Genomic DNA, 15505 nt, shown 5'->3' on the forward strand with positions numbered 1-15505 from the left:
CCAGGCAAACTCCGGGCCGGAATTTGGCCTTGCGGTGTCAGAAGCACCGAGATGCGGTGCTTCTGTTTCTCGAACGGGACGACGTTCCCTTCGACAACAACCAGGCGGAACGGGATATTCGGATGTTCTGTATCAAGCGCAAAGTGTCAGGTGGGTTTCGGTCTCTGACTGGTGGAGCGGCGTTCTGCCGGATTCGCAGCTATATCTCCACACTTCGCAAGCAGGGCATACATGTCTGGCAGGGCCTCGTGAGTGTATTTCGCGGTGACATCCTCATGCCCGACTTCTCGCGCTGAGTAGTTACGGAAAATCACCGGAATTTATCACCGTATTTCCAGAGTTCCATATAACTATTCTGGACACCGTTATGGTATTTACTGGTTCGCCTTTATAGTGGATAGTCAAGTCACTGAGCGTAGACTTGAGATCATAAACTAAATTATTGCTCATGACGACAAAGGATATTGACTTAACCTTTTTGCTCTTAAGATAGAAAAATATCGCTAATACAATACTTAACGCAGTCAGTATAAAACCTATTGAAATGATCCAGGGGTTTGTCGCTAATGTTGTGACAAGGTTGCTGGCTTGATTTAAGAAAGATTTGGATGGCTCTACCATATGATTCTCTGGGTCATCCTTTAGAGTCTAGCGCCTTCCTACAGACCTATGGAGTTTGCAATCCCTAAGCCCCCACCCACTCCTCCATCGGCGGGCAGCTACACACGAAGTTTCTGTCGCCGTACACGTTGTCCACCCGGTTCACGGCGGGCCAGTATTTCCACTGCTTCTGCGCGGCGGTGGGAAAGGCCCCCACTTCGCGGCTGTAGGCCCGGTTCCAGTCTGCGGCCAGCAGGTCTTCCTGCGTGTGCGGCGCGTGCTTCAGCGGGCTGTCCTCGGCCTTGATCAGCCCGTCCTGAACCTCCTGAATCTCGCGGCGGATGCCCAGCATGGCGGCGATAAAGCGGTCCAGCTCCGCCTTCGGCTCGCTCTCGGTGGGTTCGATCATCAGCGTGCCGGGAACCGGGAAACTCATGGTGGGGGCGTGGAAGCCGTAGTCCATCAGCCGCTTGGCAATGTCTTCCTCGCCAATCCCGCTGTCGGCCTTGAGGGGCCGGATGTCGATGATGCACTCGTGCGCGATCCGCCCGGCCTGCCCGGTGTACAGAATCGGGTACGCGCCGTCCAGTTGCTGCGCGATGTAATTGGCGTTCAGCAGCGCCACGCCAGTGCTTTCGCGCAGGCCCTGCGCCCCCAGCAGCCGAATGTACAGGTACGAGATCGGCAGAATGCTGGCGCTGCCATACGGCGCGGCGCTCACGGCCCCGGTCTGGCTGTCACTGGTAGGAATGACCGAGTGGTTGGGCAAAAAGGGAGCCAGATGCGCCTTGACCCCAATCGGCCCCATGCCCGGCCCGCCGCCGCCGTGCGGAATGGCGAAGGTCTTGTGCAGGTTCAGGTGGCTCACGTCGCTGCCGATCAGCCCCGGCTTGGCAACGCCCACCAGCGCGTTCATGTTCGCGCCGTCCAGGTACACCTGCCCGCCGTGCGCGTGGATCAAGTCACAGACCTCGGTGACATTAGCCTCGTAGACGCCGTGCGTACTGGGGTAGGTGATCATCAGTGCGCCCAGGTTCTCGCTGTGCTGCTCGGCCTTGGCCTGCAAATCCGCGAAGTCGATGTTGCCCTCGGCGTCGGTCTTGACCACCACCACGCTCATGCCCATCATGGCCGCGCTGGCGGGGTTGGTGCCGTGCGCGCTGGCCGGAATCAGGCAGACGGTGCGGTGGCTGTCGCCGTTGCTCTCGTGGTACTTGCGGATGGTCAGCAGGCCCGCGTACTCGCCCTGTGCGCCGCTGTTGGGTTGCAGGCTCACGGCGTCGTAGCCGGTGATGTCGGCCAGCCAGCCTTCCAGCTCGGTCAGCATCTGCGCGTAGCCCTCGGTCTGATCGGCGGGCGCAAACGGGTGGAGCTGCCCAAATTCGGGCCACGTCACTGGGATCATCTCGGCGGTGGCGTTCAGCTTCATGGTGCAACTGCCCAGCGGAATCATGCCGTGCGTCAGGCTGTAATCCTTGTTCTCCAGCGTCTTCAGGTACCGCAGCATCCCGTGTTCGCTGTGGTGCGTGTTGAAGGTGGGATGCGTCAGGTACTCGGAGGTTCGCTTGAGGTTGGAAGGGATGCCGTCCACAGCCTGCGAATCCAGTTCCAGCACGTCCACCGAGTTTCCGGTGATGGTTTCAATAATGTCGGAGAGGTCAGCCACCGTGACCGTCTCATCCAGCGTGAGGCCGATGCGCCCGCCGCCATACCGGAAGTTGATGCCCCGCGCCTCCGCCCGCTCCCGGATCGCCGCCGCGTCGCCGTCAAAGCTCAGCGTGTCAAAGAAGCTGTCGTTGACGGTCATGCCCGCATCATTCAGCGCCTTCGCCACGATTCCGGCCATGCGGTGCGTGCGCTCGGCAATGGTGCGAATGCCTTCCTGCCCGTGGTAGACGGCATACGCGGCGGCCATGTTCGCCAGCAGCGCCTGCGCCGTGCAGATGTTGGAGGTGGCCTTCTCGCGCCGGATGTGCTGCTCGCGCGTCTGCATCGCCATCCGCAGGGCCACCTTGCCCTTGCTGTCCTTGCTGACGCCGATCACGCGGCCCGGCATGGAACGCTCAAAACCCTTCTGACACGCCAGGAACGCCGCGTGCGGCCCGCCGAAGCCCATCGGCACGCCAAAACGCTGGGCGCTGCCCACCACGATGTCCGCGCCCTGCTCGCCGGGCGGTGTCACGAGGGCGCAGGCCAGCAGATCGACGGCCACGATCAGTGCCGCCCCTGCCGCGTGGACTTTCTGGGCCACGGGCGACAGGTCATGCAGTTCGCCGTGCGTGCCGGGAGACTGCGCCAGCACACCAAACACGCCTTCTGGCAGCTCGCCGGAGATTTTGCCCGTCACGATCTCATAGCCGAAGTATTCCGCCCGCGTCTGGATCACGGCCAGCGTCTGCGGGTGAACGTCGTCGGCCACGAAGAACACGTTGCCCTTGCTCTTGCCGCTGCGCTTGGCAAGGGTCATGGCTTCCGCCGCCGCCGTCGCCTCGTCCAGCAGGCTGGCGTTGGAGACGGGCATTCCGGTCAGGTCCATCACCATCTGCTGAAAGTTCAGCAGCATTTCCAGCCGCCCCTGTGAGATCTCGGCCTGGTACGGCGTGTAGGCCGTGTACCACCCCGGATTCTCCAGCATGTTGCGCCCGATCACCCCTGGCGTGTGCGTCCCCGCGTACCCCATCCCGATATAGCTGCGGAACACCTTGTTCTTCTGCGCCACGGCCTTCAAATCGGCCAGCGCCTGCGCCTCGGTGACGCCCGGCCCCGCCGTCAGCTCGCCGTGAAACTGGATGGCTTCCGGCAGTGTGGTTTCAATCAGCTCATCCAGGCTGGCAACGCCCAGGCTTTCCAGCATCTGGGCCTGCTCGGCAGCGGTGGGGCCAATGTGGCGGCGGGTGAAATCGTTGGTGTTCAGCAGTTCGGAGAGGGGACGCATTTGGACTCCTTAAAAGAGAGGGGGAAGGGGCAAACCGTTGGCCGGGCGGGACGCTTCGGTTGACCCCCTCCCCGGCCCTCCCCCATAAAGAGGGAGGGAGAAAAGATGAAAAAATTTAGGCACTCAGTCTCTTAGCTCCTCCCCCCTCGTGGGGGAGGCGGGGAGGGGGGGCGTGTGACCAGCGAACCCACCCCACCAAAACCTTTACTCCGCCGTCTCCGCGTACTTCTCGGCGTCCATCAAATCGGCGCTGGCCTCGGTCACGTCCATCTTGAACAGCCAGCCGTTCTCGTAGGGCGACTCGTTGACCTTCTCGGGGCTGCCGTTCAGATCTTCGTTGACGGCGGTAATCGTGCCGCTGGCGGGGGCGTAGATGTCGCTGGCGGTCTTGACCGATTCCACCACGGCAATGGTGTCGCCCGCCGTGACCTCGCGGCCCACCTCGGGCAGCTCCACGTACACCACGTCGCCCAGTTGATCCTGCGCGAAGTCGGAAATGCCCACGGTGCCGTCGGGGGAAAGCCACTCGTGCGAGGCGGCGTACTTCAGTTCAGAGGGGGTATTCATGGTTGATTCTCCTGTGGAATGGGGGGAAGGACTGTAGGCGGGGGAACGTGCGGCGCTGTTACGCGCCCCGGTAAAAGGGCAGGGCCATGCGCGTGGCGGGGTGCCGCTTGCCGCGCACTTCAACTTCAAAGCTATCGCTCTCGGCGTGGGCGGCGTCCACCAGGGCCATCGCAATCGGGTGGCCCAGCGTGGGGCTGCTGCTGCCGCTGGTGACGGTGCCGACCTGCACGCCGTCCGCGTACACCGGATAGCCCTCGCGCACCGGCACGCGCTCCAGCTTCAGCCCGATCAGCTTCTGCTGCGGCGCGGCAGTGATGTGGGCGCGGCCCAGGTGTTCCTTGTCCTTGACCACCCAGCCGTAGCTGCTGCTCAACGGGTGGATGGTGTCGCTGAATTCGTGGCCGTACAGCGGGAACCCCGCCTCCAGCCGCAGCGTGTCGCGTGCGCCCAGGCCAGCGGGGGCAATGCCTGCTTCCAGCAGTTTGTCCCACAGCGTCTCGGCCTCGGAGGCACCCACGAAGACCTCAAAGCCGTCCTCACCGGTATAGCCAGTCCGCGCCAGCATCACGTCAAAGCCGAAGAGTTTTGCAGCGAAGTAGGCATTCTTCTTCTTCGCGGCCAGATCTGTGTCGCTGAACGGCTGGAGCAACTCCAGTGTTTTCGGCCCCTGAACGGCCAGCAACGCCCACTGGTCCGACTCGTTGGTCAGCGTCAGGTCATGCCCGGCCAGATGCTTCTGAAGGTGCGCCCAATCCTTGTCAATATTGCCCGCGTTGACCACCAGCAGGTATTCATTTGGGGCCACCATATAGATATAAATGTCGTCAATCAGGCCGCCCGCCTCGCCCGGCAGCCAGTTGTAATGGGCGCGTCCGGGGCGCAGCTTGCTCACGTCGTTGGTGGTCACGCCCTGCAAGAAAGCCAGTGCGCCGGGGCCAGTCGCGCGGAATTCGCCCATGTGCGACACGTCAAACATGCCTGCGCTGTTGCGAACGGCGTCGTGTTCGGCCTTGAGGCCCGCGTACTGCACGGGCATATCCCAGCCGCCGAAGGGCACCATTCGCGCCCCAGCCCGCAGGTGGGCGGCGTGCAGCGGCGTGCGCTTCAGCGTCGGTTCTGGCGGGCTATCGGGGGTCTGGGTCACCCTGAAATGGTAGCCGAATGGGGGGGCAGGCGTCCGGGGGAGTGGGACGGGTAGCCGTGTTCAATCCACGACATAGAACGTTTCCAGCGTGACACGCTGCGGGAATTTGCGGATAAAGTCCACGGTACTCAGCGCCTGGGTGCGGTGGCAGGCGATGGCCTGGAGTTTGCGGGTGATGTGCGCGGTTACGTCGTGGCTCAGGTTCGGCGGCAGCCACTCGGCGCGCAGTTCCTCGTTCTCGGGGGGTGTATCGCTGGCGTAGTACCACAGCGCGGGACGGTCATTCTCCGGCAAGGCGTCCCAGGCGGCTTTCACAGCGCGGTGGGTGGTGACGTGATCGGGGTGGCCGTTGCTGCCGTTGGGCGGAAAGGTCAGCACGGTTTCGGGCCTGTGACGGGTCATGGCCTCGCGGGCCACCTCAATCAGCGCCTCTAACGGCTGGTCTTTCAGGTACTTGTCGGGAAAGGTGTGCTGCTCGTGGACACTGCCGGGCGTGGTGGTCAGGCCGATCACTTCCAGGCAGGCGGCCAGCTCCACTTCCCGCATTCGCGCCAGTTCCTCCGGCCCCTCGGCCAGCCCCAGCGTGCGGCCCGCCTCGCCGCGTGTCAGGGTGACCAGCCCGCAGCGGTGGCCCTCTTCCAGCAGGTTCATCAGCGTGCCGGACGCGCCGTAGACCTCGTCGTCGGGGTGGGGAACGATGATCAGGAACTTCATTCGTGCGTCTGTCATGCCCCGCAGCATAAGCGTGCTGGCGGATGCGCGGCGCAATCGGGCGGGGTCACAATGCGGACATGACCCCTTCCACACCACGGAACTTCACGCTGCGGGAGTTCCGCAAACCGCAGGATTACGCCGCCGTCGCGGACGTGCTGAACGCCAGCAATCCGTCCTGGCCCCTCACGCCCGAGCTGCTCCAGACCTGGGACGAATCCCGCGATCCGGCGCTGTTCTACACCGAGGTACTGGCCGAGTGCGGTGGGCGCGTCGTGGGTGCGGGCGGCATCGGCCACGACGATTTTGCCTTTGAGGACTGGCGTTACGGTGGTCAGATGGGGGTTCACCCGGACTTCCGTGGGCAGGGCATCGGCGCGGCGCTGCATGACGAATTGCTGCGGCGGGTGCGCGAACGCGGGGCGCGTGAAGTCCGCACCATGTCCAGCGACGAGGTCAACGACGCGCCGGGCCGGGCCTTTCTGGAGAAGCGCGGTTATGTGGCCGCCTGGGAACGCTACGAATCGCGGCTGAATCCGGCAGATGTGGACCTCTCGCGCTTTGACGGTCTGCTGGCGTCGGTGGCCGCAGACGGGGTGGAATTCCGTTCGCTGACAGAACTGGCGAACGAACCCCAGCGCAACCGCTGGCTATACGAACTGGACTGGGAACTGTTTCAGGACGTGCCGATGGGCATGACCCTGACCAAGCGCCCGCTGGAAGCCTGGGTCAAGCAGGAGCTGGAAGACCCCACGCTGGCCCCGCACCTCTCTTTTGTCGCCATTCGGCCAGAACTGGATGATCCACTGACCGGCCCCTGTATCGGCTACAGCACACTGGGGCGCAATCCGTCCGGCTTTTATTACATCGGCATGACCGGGGTCAAACGGGCAGACCGGGGCAAGGGGATTGCCAAAGCGCTGAAGGTGGCGGCCATGCGCGGGCTGAATGCTCTGGGCGGCGGTGAAATCCGCACCTTCAACGATTCGCCCAACGTGGCGATGCTGCGTATGAACGAGGGGCTGGGTTTTAAGCGAACCTCCACCCGCTACCGTTACGAACTCAGGCTGGATGAGGTGTGAGCATGACTATCCGTCCCGCCACCGACGCCGATTTCCCCACTATGGCCGGGTTGATGAGCGGGGCCATTCCGCATCACCCAGCGACAGTCAGTTACTTGCGTAAGCTCTGACGCTTTGAAGAGAGAAGATAGGGCTGTGACTGTCTGCTCTCTGCTGCCTGCTCCCACTGGCCCCCGCCTGTGCTGCTGAGCATGGATTGGGACGCCTATTCCGGCACCCGTGAGTTTGTCTTTGACGCGCCGATCTGGGGAACCCGTGACCGTGAGCAGGACCGGCTGGAAGCGTGGCGAGAGCGTGTTCAGAAACGGGGTGGGGGAGACTGGGCCGCGCTGGCGGAGGATTTTCCTCTGTATCCCGGCTGGCAGGAGTTGGAGCAATACGCCGGAGTTCCCGCCTTTGTCGCCCTGAGTCATGCCGACGCCTGGGCGTGGCTGCAACAGTTTCCAGGGAGAGACGTGCTGAACGTGGATTCCCACCATGACCTCGCCAGCTTCAGCGGAGATGCCATGCGCGTGCGCCCCGGCAACTGGGCGGGCCTGGGCCTGCGCGCGGGCCTGATCGGGCGGTACACCTGCCTGTATCCGCAGTGGCACGAGACTCTGGCTGTCGCGGAGGGTTTTGATCTGGACCGCACCCGTGCCGAACTGCTGCCCCTGCTGCCGCTGGAGGTACTGGACCGCGTGACGCTGACCCGCGTTCTGACATTGCCCCCTCCCGCACAGGTGGAGGCGCTGCTGCTGGTGCAATCTCCAGCATGGACCAGTCCGGCGCATGACGCGGAGTTTTTGAAGCTTGCCCAGCGCCTGAACTGCGAAACGCTGACTCAACCGATGGGCCGTTGGCGGTTGGACCGTTAGACTTTTAGACGGTTGGACAGCCCCTCCCGCGCTAGCCTTCCAGACACCTATGCCACTGCCCCTGATCGTAAGCGCCGGAGAAGCCCTGACTGACCTCGTAACTGCCGGGGGACTGGCCTGGACGGCGCATCCGGGCGGGGCGGGCTGGAACGTGGCGCGGGCCTGCGCTGCCCTGGGTGTGCCCAGCGCCTTTGCCGGGGCGGTGGGCCAGGACAACTTCGGGGACGATCTGTTCAGCGCCTCGGAACAGGCCGGGCTGGACCTGCGCTTCCTGCAACGGGTGCCCGCCCCCACGCTGATGGCCGTGGTGTACAGCGCCTCTCCGCCCGCCTACCGCTTCCTGGGCGAGAACAGCGCGGACCTGCACTTTGACCCCGCCAAGCTGCCGGAGGGCTGGCTTCAGGCCGTCAAATGGCTGCATGTGGGCGGCATCAGCCTGAGCCGCTGGCCGCTGGCCGACACGCTGCTGGCGCTGGTTAAACAGGCCCGCGCGGCTGGCGTGAAGATCAGCTTTGACCCCAACGCCCGCATCACCCACAGCCACCCCGATTACCCGGCGGTCATGGAGCGCGTGGCCCGCAACTCGGACCTGCTGAAATTCAGCGACGAGGACCTGGGGTTCTTCTTTCCCGGCACCTCGGAGGCCGGGGCGCTGCAAACCCTGCGCGGCTGGAATCCGCGTGCGCCGATTGTGATTACGCGCGGCTCGGTGGGGGCCAGTCTGTACCACGCGGCGGGCCGGGCCGACTTGCCTGCCTTTCCGGTGCAGGTGGCCGACACGGTGGGCGCGGGCGACGCGTTGTGCGCCGGGCTGCTGGTCTCGGCCACCGAACGCCCGAACGCGCTGTGGCCCGAACATCTGGCGCTGGGTCTGAAAGCCGCTGCCGCCGCCTGTTCTCACGCCGGAGCCTACGCACCCACACGGACCGATCTGGAGGCGCTGGGCTAACCCGCCTTTCCTCCACATCTCCGGGGCAGGTTCAGATCACGATTACGGCGTCGTCCTGCTCGGCCATCATGCGCAGGAAGGCGTCGACGTACTGCGGATCGAACTGCCGCCCGGCCTGGGAACGGATCTCGGCCATGGCGTGTTCACGGGTCCAGGCGAGCTTGTAGGGACGGGCATTGGTCAGGGCGTCGTACACGTCGACAATCGAGAAGACGCGGGCCGTTTCGGGGATGTTCTGGCCGCGCAGGCTGGCGGGATAGCCGGTGCCGTCCCAGCGCTCGTGGTGGTAGCGCACCAGATCCAGCGTCTCGGCGGGCAGGAAGTGCAGGTCCTGAAGCATCTCGTAGCCGATGGTGGTGTGGGTCTGGATCACCTGCCGCTCGGCGGGGTCCAGCGGTCCGCGCTTGTGCAGGATCTGATCGGGAATGGCCAGCTTGCCCAGGTCGTGCAGGTACGCGCCCCAGCGCAGCGCCTTCACCTGTTCCTCGTCCCAACCCAGGCGGCGGGCCAGCCGCAGGCTCATGCTGACCACGCGGGTGGTGTGGCCGCCGGTGTCGTCGTCACGGTGTTCCAGGGCCGCGCCCAGCGAGCGCAGGGTCACTTCGTTGGCGTCACGCAGTTCGCGGATGGCGCTCAGTTGTCCCAGTTGCGCCCCCAGCAGCCGGGCGAAGGAGGCCACCACCGAGGTTTCTTCATCGTCGAAGTCCACGTCGGTGCTGCGGGTCAGGATCAGCACGCCCAGGTGGTTGGAGGCCCGCCCGTAGACTGGGGCGACATGGTAGCGGCGGCGCTGCGGTTTTTTCAGCAGGTCCAGCGCTTCCTCGGCGACCCAGTGGTCTGCCTGGACGCTGCGGCTGTCGTTGTGGCTGGGGTGGATCGGGCGCTCCAGTAGCGCCTCGTAAGCGCCCTTGGCGGCCAGAATGTACGGCGTGCCCTGACGGTAGGCCACGAAGGCCAGGTTGGGGGCAACCTTCAGGGTACTCAGGATGCCGATCCCGGCGCGGATGATGGCCTGCTCGTCACGGGCCTCGGCCAGCCGCTCGCTGCCGTTGCGGAGTGCCACCACGGTGTTGCGCTGCCACTCCAGTTCGCGCTCGGTGCCCTGTTCGCGCAGGATGATGTAGCCCAGACCGCCAATGACCAGCAGCGCGCCCAGCAACTCCTGCACCGTCGCCGTATGGCCGGGCAGCACCAGCGAGGCCACGAAGGCCACCACATAGAGCAGCAATGCCGCCCAGCGCCACGCCATGCCCAGGGACCACGCCCCGATGATGAGCAGCACGCCCGCACCGGCCATCAGACCCGGATAATGACCGTAGGACGCATAACCCACAGTCCCGGTTCCCAGTAACAGCAGCAAGTAAGACCAGAGGCTGGGAAAAGGCACCTCAAAAGTCTAGCACCGACATTCTTACAAATTTAATGTTTTTCGGGTCGTTCTCAACCAGTGAAAAGCATCCCCTGGATGGGGGCAAAAAGATTCATCAACTGGCTGCCGCAGTCCAGAACGATGCCTGAAACAGCAGCATCCGCAGGCCAGTCCCCAAGTCGGAGGCCGAGGGTATGTCATTGCAAATGCACAGGTAGTTCTCACCCATTGCATGTTTTTTAGTAAAAATCAGGATTGACTGATTCTGAATATTTATATTTTTTCTGGAGTCTTTCTAAGGTGCGTGGGTCTGGATGCACGGGTCCGAACGTTCAGGGACAAATCTGGAATAGCCCCACGAACCCACGGTTTCTTGACGGCAATGCCCGCTCCATCCAGACCCTTTCGCATCCAGAATTGCCAGCTCAGAATTCCCAGTCCAGAGTTCTCAGTCCAGATCGACGGCCCACCACGCCTCGCGCTGGGCGGCCAGGCGGGCACGCGGATCGCCGATGGTGTCCAGGGCGCGGGCCAGGCCCTGCCAGTCCAGCTCGCTCATGGGGTCAATTGCCAGGGCGCGCTGGTGGAACTGGGCGGCGTCCTTGGACCGTCCCGCCTCGGTGGCGGCGCGGGCGGCCAGACTGAGGACGCTCATCTGCTTTTGCTCCAGCCGGGAGCGCACGTCGTCCACCCAGGGGCTGTCTGCGCCGGGCAGGAAGGTGCCGTACTGGCTGGTCAGCTCGCGCATTTCTTCCAGGCCCAGGCTGCCGTGTTCGGCCTGGGTGGCCAGCAGTTCAAAGCGGTACACGTCGTATTCGGGATTCAGGTCCCCGGCCAGCGCGTAGCGGCGGTTGGCGCTGACCACGGTTTCGCTGCTCAGGCTGCGGCGCAGGCGGTGCAGCGTGGTGTGGAACAGAGAACTGGCGCGGGCCTCGTCCTTTTCCGGCCACAGCGCCTCGGCGGCCTCCCAACTGGTGACTTCCTTGTGTTCCAGTAAAAAGAAGAACAGTTCCAGCGCCTTGCGGCTGACCCACGACACCGCCGCGCCCTGCCAGACCACCTGCGCGGTGCCCAGCGCCTTGGCCTGCATCCCGCCCTCGGCCTGCACGTTCAGGCCCGCGCGGCGCAACCGGGCGTCGATGGCCACCGTCAGGTCCTGCGGGGTAAACGGCTTGGGCAGGTAGTCGTCTGCGCCCAGATTCATGCCCCGGCGCACGTCGCCGCGCTCGGCGTGGCTGCTCAGGAGCATGAAGGGAATGGCCGAGAGATGCTCGTGTTCACGCATCTTTTCCAGGAATTCCAGCCCCGTCATGTACGGCATCACCACGTCGCTGATCACCAGATCGGGGGTGAAGACCTTGAGGAGTTCCAGCGCCTCCACGGGATGGTTGCTGGTCCGCACCTCATGCCCGGCGCGGCTGAGGATCACGCTGACGAGTTTGAGGATGGCGGCGTCGTCATCCACCACGAGAATCCGGGGCATATCGGCGATTCTAACAGAAGGGTGAGGGAAGCATGGACGAAAGTAGACAAAGCTTCATCGGTGGGGATCAGCAGAGGTAATTTTGATCGACTGGGAGGCCAAAGCACGCCGCCTCGTTTCTGGGACGCATGGCCTGATCTGCGAATTATCCTGGCTTTGCTGCTGCCCAGATGGTCCAGCCCGGCCTGAACAACGGTTGTGTGGTGCGCTGTCAGTTGTCCGGGTGGCGTGGGCCTGGGCGCGCTTCCGTCTCCCGGTCCTGTGCCTTAAATCCCGTGCATGACGTCCTGTGCATTACTCTGCGGACCATGACCCAACCCATGACCATCATCCAGGCCCAGGTGATCACCCAGGACCGCGCGCAGCCGCGTGCCGAGGCCGTGCTGGTGGGCGGCGGGCGCGTGCTGGCCGTGGGCGAGGCGGCGGATCTGCGGGCGCTGGCCCCGCGCGCTGAACTGCTCGATCACCGCGACCTGATCCTGACGCCGGGGCTGTGCGACGCCCACACGCATCTGGTGGCCTACGGCTTTTCGCTGTCGCAGATCAATCTGCACGGCGCACGCAGCGTCTCCGAGGTGCAGGCCCGCGTGGCGCAGGTGGCGATGAACACCCCCGCCGGAACCTGGATTCGCGGCGGCGGCTTTCTGCTCTCGGAACTGGGCCTGAACGGCTATCCCACGGCGGCCCTGCTGGACGAGGTCAGCCCCCACCACCCGGTGCAACTCTTCTCGCGCGATCTGCACATGACCTGGGTGAACAGCGCCGCCCTGCGCGCCGCCGGAATCACGCCGGAAACCCCCGATCCAGAGGGCGGCCAGATTGTTCATCCTCTGGGTTGCCTGCTGGAACACGCCAGCGGACTGGTCTCCGCCGTGATGCCTGCCCCCAGCGAGGCCGAATACCTGAAGGCCGCGAAAGCCGGGGCCGATGATCTGGCCTCGCGCGGCTATGTCAGCACACACACGATGGCCTACGAATCGCCCGATGCCCCGCGCGCCATTCAGACGCTGGCAGCGCGCGGCGAGCTGCCGCTGAGAATCTGGGCCTGCCTGCCGCACACCCGCCTAAATGCGGCCCGCGAACTGGGCATCGGCTCCGGCGGCAGTGGACTGTTCCAGTGGGGCGGCGTCAAATTCTTTGCGGACGGCGCGCTGGGCAGCCGCACCGCCTGGCTGCACACGCCAGGGTTTGCAGACGGTTCCGGCACCGGAATCGCCCTGGACCCCCCGGAACTGATCCGCGAGCGCGGGCTGGAAGCCATCGCCCTGGGCCTGACCCCCGTGACCCACGCCATCGGGGACCGGGCCAATACCGAAGTGCTGAACGTGTACGACGACCTGCGTGCCGCCGCCGAGGCAAAGGGCATCCGCTTACGCATCGAGCATTCCCAGCATCTGCGCCCGGAAGATATTGCGCGCCACAAGGGCTTCGTGTGCAGCGTGCAGCCCATCCACCTCCAGGCCGACGCGCCCATGATCCGCGAACTGATGCCTCATCTGGCAGACGGCAGTTACGCCTTCAAATCGCTTATGGATGCCGGGGCGATTCTGGCCTTCGGCAGCGACGCTCCGGTGGCGGCCCCCGATCCACGCGCCAGTTTTGCCGCCGCGATCACCCGCGTGGACGACAGCGGCGGGCGGCTGGCCCCCAGCGAGGCCATGACCGCCGAGGACGTGCTGTGGGCACACACACGTGGTCCTGCGATTGCGGCGGGCTGGGACGACGAGGGTCATATCCGCCCCGGCGCACGGGCGGCCTTCACGCTGTGGGACAAGCTGGGCGGCAACGCGCGGGCGCTGGTGCTGTAGCGCACGGCCTCAGCCCAGCGGCGCGAGCTTGAGCGTGACGGTGTGCATCCGCCCCTCGCCCGCGCCGCCCCCGAATTTGCCGATATACAGGCTGCCGTCTTCCTGCACCGCCACCGCGAAGACCAGTTGTCCGCCCACCGAGCGAAACGGCAGGTCGGCGGAGAGCTGCGCCCACGCCCCGGCCCCAATTCTCAGGGCGTCCATTCCCGTGATGAGCTGATAGGGCAGGTCCACGGGCAATGCTTCCGGGGCGAAGCTCTTTTGCACCGGCCTCCGCTCCCAGCACAGCGAGAGGGTCTGGGTCTGGGTGTCCGCTGCCTCGCCCGTGGCCGTGACCAGTTTCCACTCGAAGCCGCCGCCCGACTTCCGGGCCAGCACGGTCTTCAGCTCCAGCTCGATGTGCTGCACCACCAGCGCATTCGGCTCTCCGCTTTCCCGCCCGAAATCCTGCGCGACGCTGGCCTGCACCGCCGTCACAAATTCCAGCACCGACACGGCCCTGTTGGGCATGGTTCTCCCCCGGCGCAGTCTCAGAGAAGACGGGGCGCGGGGGCCGGAAACTGCGGGCGGCACCGCGCCGTTCGTTCCTGCGCCTGCCAGCGATCTGTAAGCGTGGAAACGATCTGGGATCAGTGTACGCCTGTGCTCCGGCGGGGCCTCGGTTATTCCTCTTCCTCGTCTTCCGGCATGTCGGCGTTGGAATAGACGTTCTGCACGTCGTCCAGATCTTCGAGCGCGTCGATGATGACCAGCAGTTTGCGGGCGTCGCTTCCCTCCACGGCCACCATGTTGGTGGGAATCATGGTCAGGGCCGCGTTCTCGATCTCGTAGCCCGCACCGCTCAGGGCCTCCTGCACGGCGTACAGATCGGCGGGTCCGGTGCTGATTTCCAGCCCATCCTCAGATTCCTGGATGTCCTCCGCGCCGTTCTCGATGGCGATTTCCTGCACGGCCTCGGCGGTGTCGCGCAGCAGCAGCACACCTTTTTTCTCGAATTGCCACGCCACGCTGCCGCTGGTGCCCAGGCTGCCGCCGCGCTTGTTGAACACGGAGCGGATGTCGGCCACGGTGCGGTTGACGTTATCCGTCAGCGCTTCAATGAAAATGGCCGTGCCGCCGGGGCCGTAGCCCTCGTAGGTCACTTCCTTGAATTCGGCGGCCCCAGCTTCCGCGCCCAGCGCCCGTTTAACGGCGTTTTCAATGTTGTCTATCGGCACGGTGTCGGTCTTGGCCGCCGCGATGGCGTTCTTGAGGGACAGGTTGCCCGCCGGGTCGCCGCCGCCGCCGGAGCGCACCGCCGCCCCGATTGCGCGGATGTGCTTGCTGTACATCGCGCTGCGTTTCTTGTCGTTTGCGCCTTTCTTGCGCTTGATCTGGGACCATTTGCTGTGACCTGCCATCAGGGGGGCATTCTAGCGTCAGCGGGTACACTGTGCGGGTCCGGTGACGGGCGGGATGTATGACAGATCAGGTAGATGACCGGGGCGACACGTCGGCCCACAACCTAACCCTCTCAAATGGAAAAGGAAGTGGCCGGACGCCCTGGTGAAAGAGGGTGTCCGGCCCGGTAAAGCTATGCCCAAATCACAGCATACCCGCAGGTGCAGACGTTAAAGAAACCCCTCAGTCTGCTTCGCAGCCAGCTCCCCTCAAAAGGGAGCCAAGGAGCGCCGCTGCACGGGCAATTCTGCAACTCTTGCCTCCCTTCTAAGGGGCTTGGTGATGCAGACAAGTCTCTCATGTTTGGCTTTACGCTGATTTTCGCAAGATGTCATTTTTCTCTGGCTGCGCTGGGACGGCGTCTGCGGTTCCCCCCTCCCAGCCTCCCCCGCAAGGAGGGAGGAGCTAAAAACGCCGTGTTTATCGGTCTTATCACTTTTATGAGAGAGATCTCTGCATCACCCAGCTTCTCAGAGCGCGTTTATAAAGGATCAGACCCGGTGGCAAGCTTGAGGTGTGAAACGCAAGCCTTACTCGTCGGACCTGACCCAAGCCCAGTT

At 64.3% G+C, this 15505-nt stretch carries 13 protein-coding genes; 5 read left to right on the top strand and 8 right to left on the bottom strand.

Annotated elements, in window-relative coordinates; genetic code table 11:
* On the top strand, positions 1-296 hold a 296-nt coding region (locus Q319_RS0118450; RefSeq protein WP_029483923.1), incomplete at its 5' end, for an IS66 family transposase.
* A 389-nt stretch (positions 297-685) separates the two neighbouring features.
* On the opposite strand, the gene gcvP is transcribed toward Q319_RS0118450, so the two are convergent.
* The 4 genes from gcvP to Q319_RS0118470 all read right to left on the bottom strand — a co-directional run bounded on the left by gcvP (position 686) and on the right by Q319_RS0118470 (position 5975).
* Positions 686-3535, bottom strand: coding sequence for an aminomethyl-transferring glycine dehydrogenase (gcvP, locus tag Q319_RS0118455; RefSeq protein WP_029483924.1), 2850 nt, complete (start codon positions 3533-3535; stop codon positions 686-688).
* 204 nt (positions 3536-3739) lie between these two features.
* Positions 3740-4102: a glycine cleavage system protein GcvH gene (gene gcvH, locus Q319_RS0118460; protein ID WP_029483925.1), complete on the bottom strand. Its 363-nt coding sequence runs from the start codon at positions 4100-4102 to the stop codon at positions 3740-3742.
* Positions 4103-4160: 58 nt separating this feature from the next.
* Positions 4161-5246, bottom strand: coding sequence for a glycine cleavage system aminomethyltransferase GcvT (gene gcvT, locus Q319_RS0118465; protein WP_029483926.1), 1086 nt, complete (start codon positions 5244-5246; stop codon positions 4161-4163).
* A 60-nt stretch (positions 5247-5306) separates the two neighbouring features.
* Positions 5307-5975 carry a PIG-L deacetylase family protein gene (locus Q319_RS0118470; RefSeq protein WP_162178675.1) on the bottom strand — a complete coding sequence of 223 codons (669 nt, stop codon included), beginning with the start codon at positions 5973-5975 and terminating at the stop codon, positions 5307-5309.
* A 62-nt stretch (positions 5976-6037) separates the two neighbouring features.
* Between Q319_RS0118470 and Q319_RS0118475 the strand changes: the two genes are divergently transcribed.
* From Q319_RS0118475 to Q319_RS0118485, 3 genes are all read left to right on the top strand, one after another.
* Positions 6038-7039 carry a GNAT family N-acetyltransferase gene (locus tag Q319_RS0118475; protein ID WP_029483928.1) on the top strand — a complete coding sequence of 334 codons (1002 nt, stop codon included), beginning with the start codon at positions 6038-6040 and terminating at the stop codon, positions 7037-7039.
* 179 nt (positions 7040-7218) lie between these two features.
* A complete protein-coding gene (locus tag Q319_RS0118480; protein ID WP_029483929.1) occupies positions 7219-7896 on the top strand; it encodes a hypothetical protein in 678 nt (225 codons plus the stop codon).
* Positions 7897-7945: 49 nt separating this feature from the next.
* The gene (locus tag Q319_RS0118485; protein ID WP_029483930.1) at positions 7946-8845 is read left to right on the top strand and encodes a carbohydrate kinase family protein; all 900 of its coding nucleotides are present in this window, start codon (positions 7946-7948) and stop codon (positions 8843-8845) included.
* Between the two features lie 31 nt (positions 8846-8876).
* Here Q319_RS0118485 and Q319_RS0118490 read toward each other — a convergent pair whose 3' ends face one another.
* Both Q319_RS0118490 and Q319_RS0118500 read right to left on the bottom strand, forming a co-directional pair.
* The gene (locus Q319_RS0118490) at positions 8877-10232 is read right to left on the bottom strand and encodes an HD-GYP domain-containing protein (protein ID WP_342667894.1); all 1356 of its coding nucleotides are present in this window, start codon (positions 10230-10232) and stop codon (positions 8877-8879) included.
* Positions 10233-10662: 430 nt separating this feature from the next.
* Entirely contained in the window at positions 10663-11697 is a 1035-nt protein-coding gene (locus Q319_RS0118500) for an AfsR/SARP family transcriptional regulator (RefSeq protein WP_029483932.1), read from the bottom strand.
* A gap of 308 nt (positions 11698-12005) precedes the next feature.
* Between Q319_RS0118500 and Q319_RS0118505 the strand changes: the two genes are divergently transcribed.
* Positions 12006-13505: an amidohydrolase gene (locus Q319_RS0118505; RefSeq protein ID WP_029483933.1), complete on the top strand. Its 1500-nt coding sequence runs from the start codon at positions 12006-12008 to the stop codon at positions 13503-13505.
* Positions 13506-13514: 9 nt separating this feature from the next.
* Here the strand turns inward: Q319_RS0118505 and Q319_RS0118510 are convergent, their stop codons facing one another.
* On the bottom strand, positions 13515-14015 hold the full coding sequence (locus tag Q319_RS0118510; protein WP_029483934.1) for a trypco2 family protein: 501 nt from the start codon (positions 14013-14015) through the stop codon (positions 13515-13517).
* Between the two features lie 152 nt (positions 14016-14167).
* A complete protein-coding gene (locus Q319_RS0118515; protein ID WP_029483935.1) occupies positions 14168-14905 on the bottom strand; it encodes a YebC/PmpR family DNA-binding transcriptional regulator in 738 nt (245 codons plus the stop codon).
* Between the last annotated feature and the right edge of the window lie 600 nt (positions 14906-15505).

The sequence above is a fragment of the Deinococcus marmoris DSM 12784 genome (genome assembly GCF_000701405.1).
GTDB classification, from domain to species: Bacteria; Deinococcota; Deinococci; order Deinococcales; family Deinococcaceae; genus Deinococcus; species Deinococcus marmoris.

Coding starts and splice junctions, on each gene's coding strand:
- gcvH (WP_029483925.1), bottom strand. CDS start 4,102: ATGAATACCCCCTCTGAACTGAAGTACGCCGCCTCGCACGAGTGGCTT.
- Q319_RS0118475 (WP_029483928.1), top strand. CDS start 6,038: ATGACCCCTTCCACACCACGGAACTTCACGCTGCGGGAGTTCCGCAAA.
- Q319_RS0118510 (WP_029483934.1), bottom strand. CDS start 14,015: ATGCCCAACAGGGCCGTGTCGGTGCTGGAATTTGTGACGGCGGTGCAG.
- Q319_RS0118470 (WP_162178675.1), bottom strand. CDS start 5,975: ATGACAGACGCACGAATGAAGTTCCTGATCATCGTTCCCCACCCCGAC.
- Q319_RS0118485 (WP_029483930.1), top strand. CDS start 7,946: ATGCCACTGCCCCTGATCGTAAGCGCCGGAGAAGCCCTGACTGACCTC.
- Q319_RS0118500 (WP_029483932.1), bottom strand. CDS start 11,697: ATGCCCCGGATTCTCGTGGTGGATGACGACGCCGCCATCCTCAAACTC.
- Q319_RS0118515 (WP_029483935.1), bottom strand. CDS start 14,905: ATGGCAGGTCACAGCAAATGGTCCCAGATCAAGCGCAAGAAAGGCGCA.
- Q319_RS0118505 (WP_029483933.1), top strand. CDS start 12,006: ATGACCCAACCCATGACCATCATCCAGGCCCAGGTGATCACCCAGGAC.
- gcvP (WP_029483924.1), bottom strand. CDS start 3,535: ATGCGTCCCCTCTCCGAACTGCTGAACACCAACGATTTCACCCGCCGC.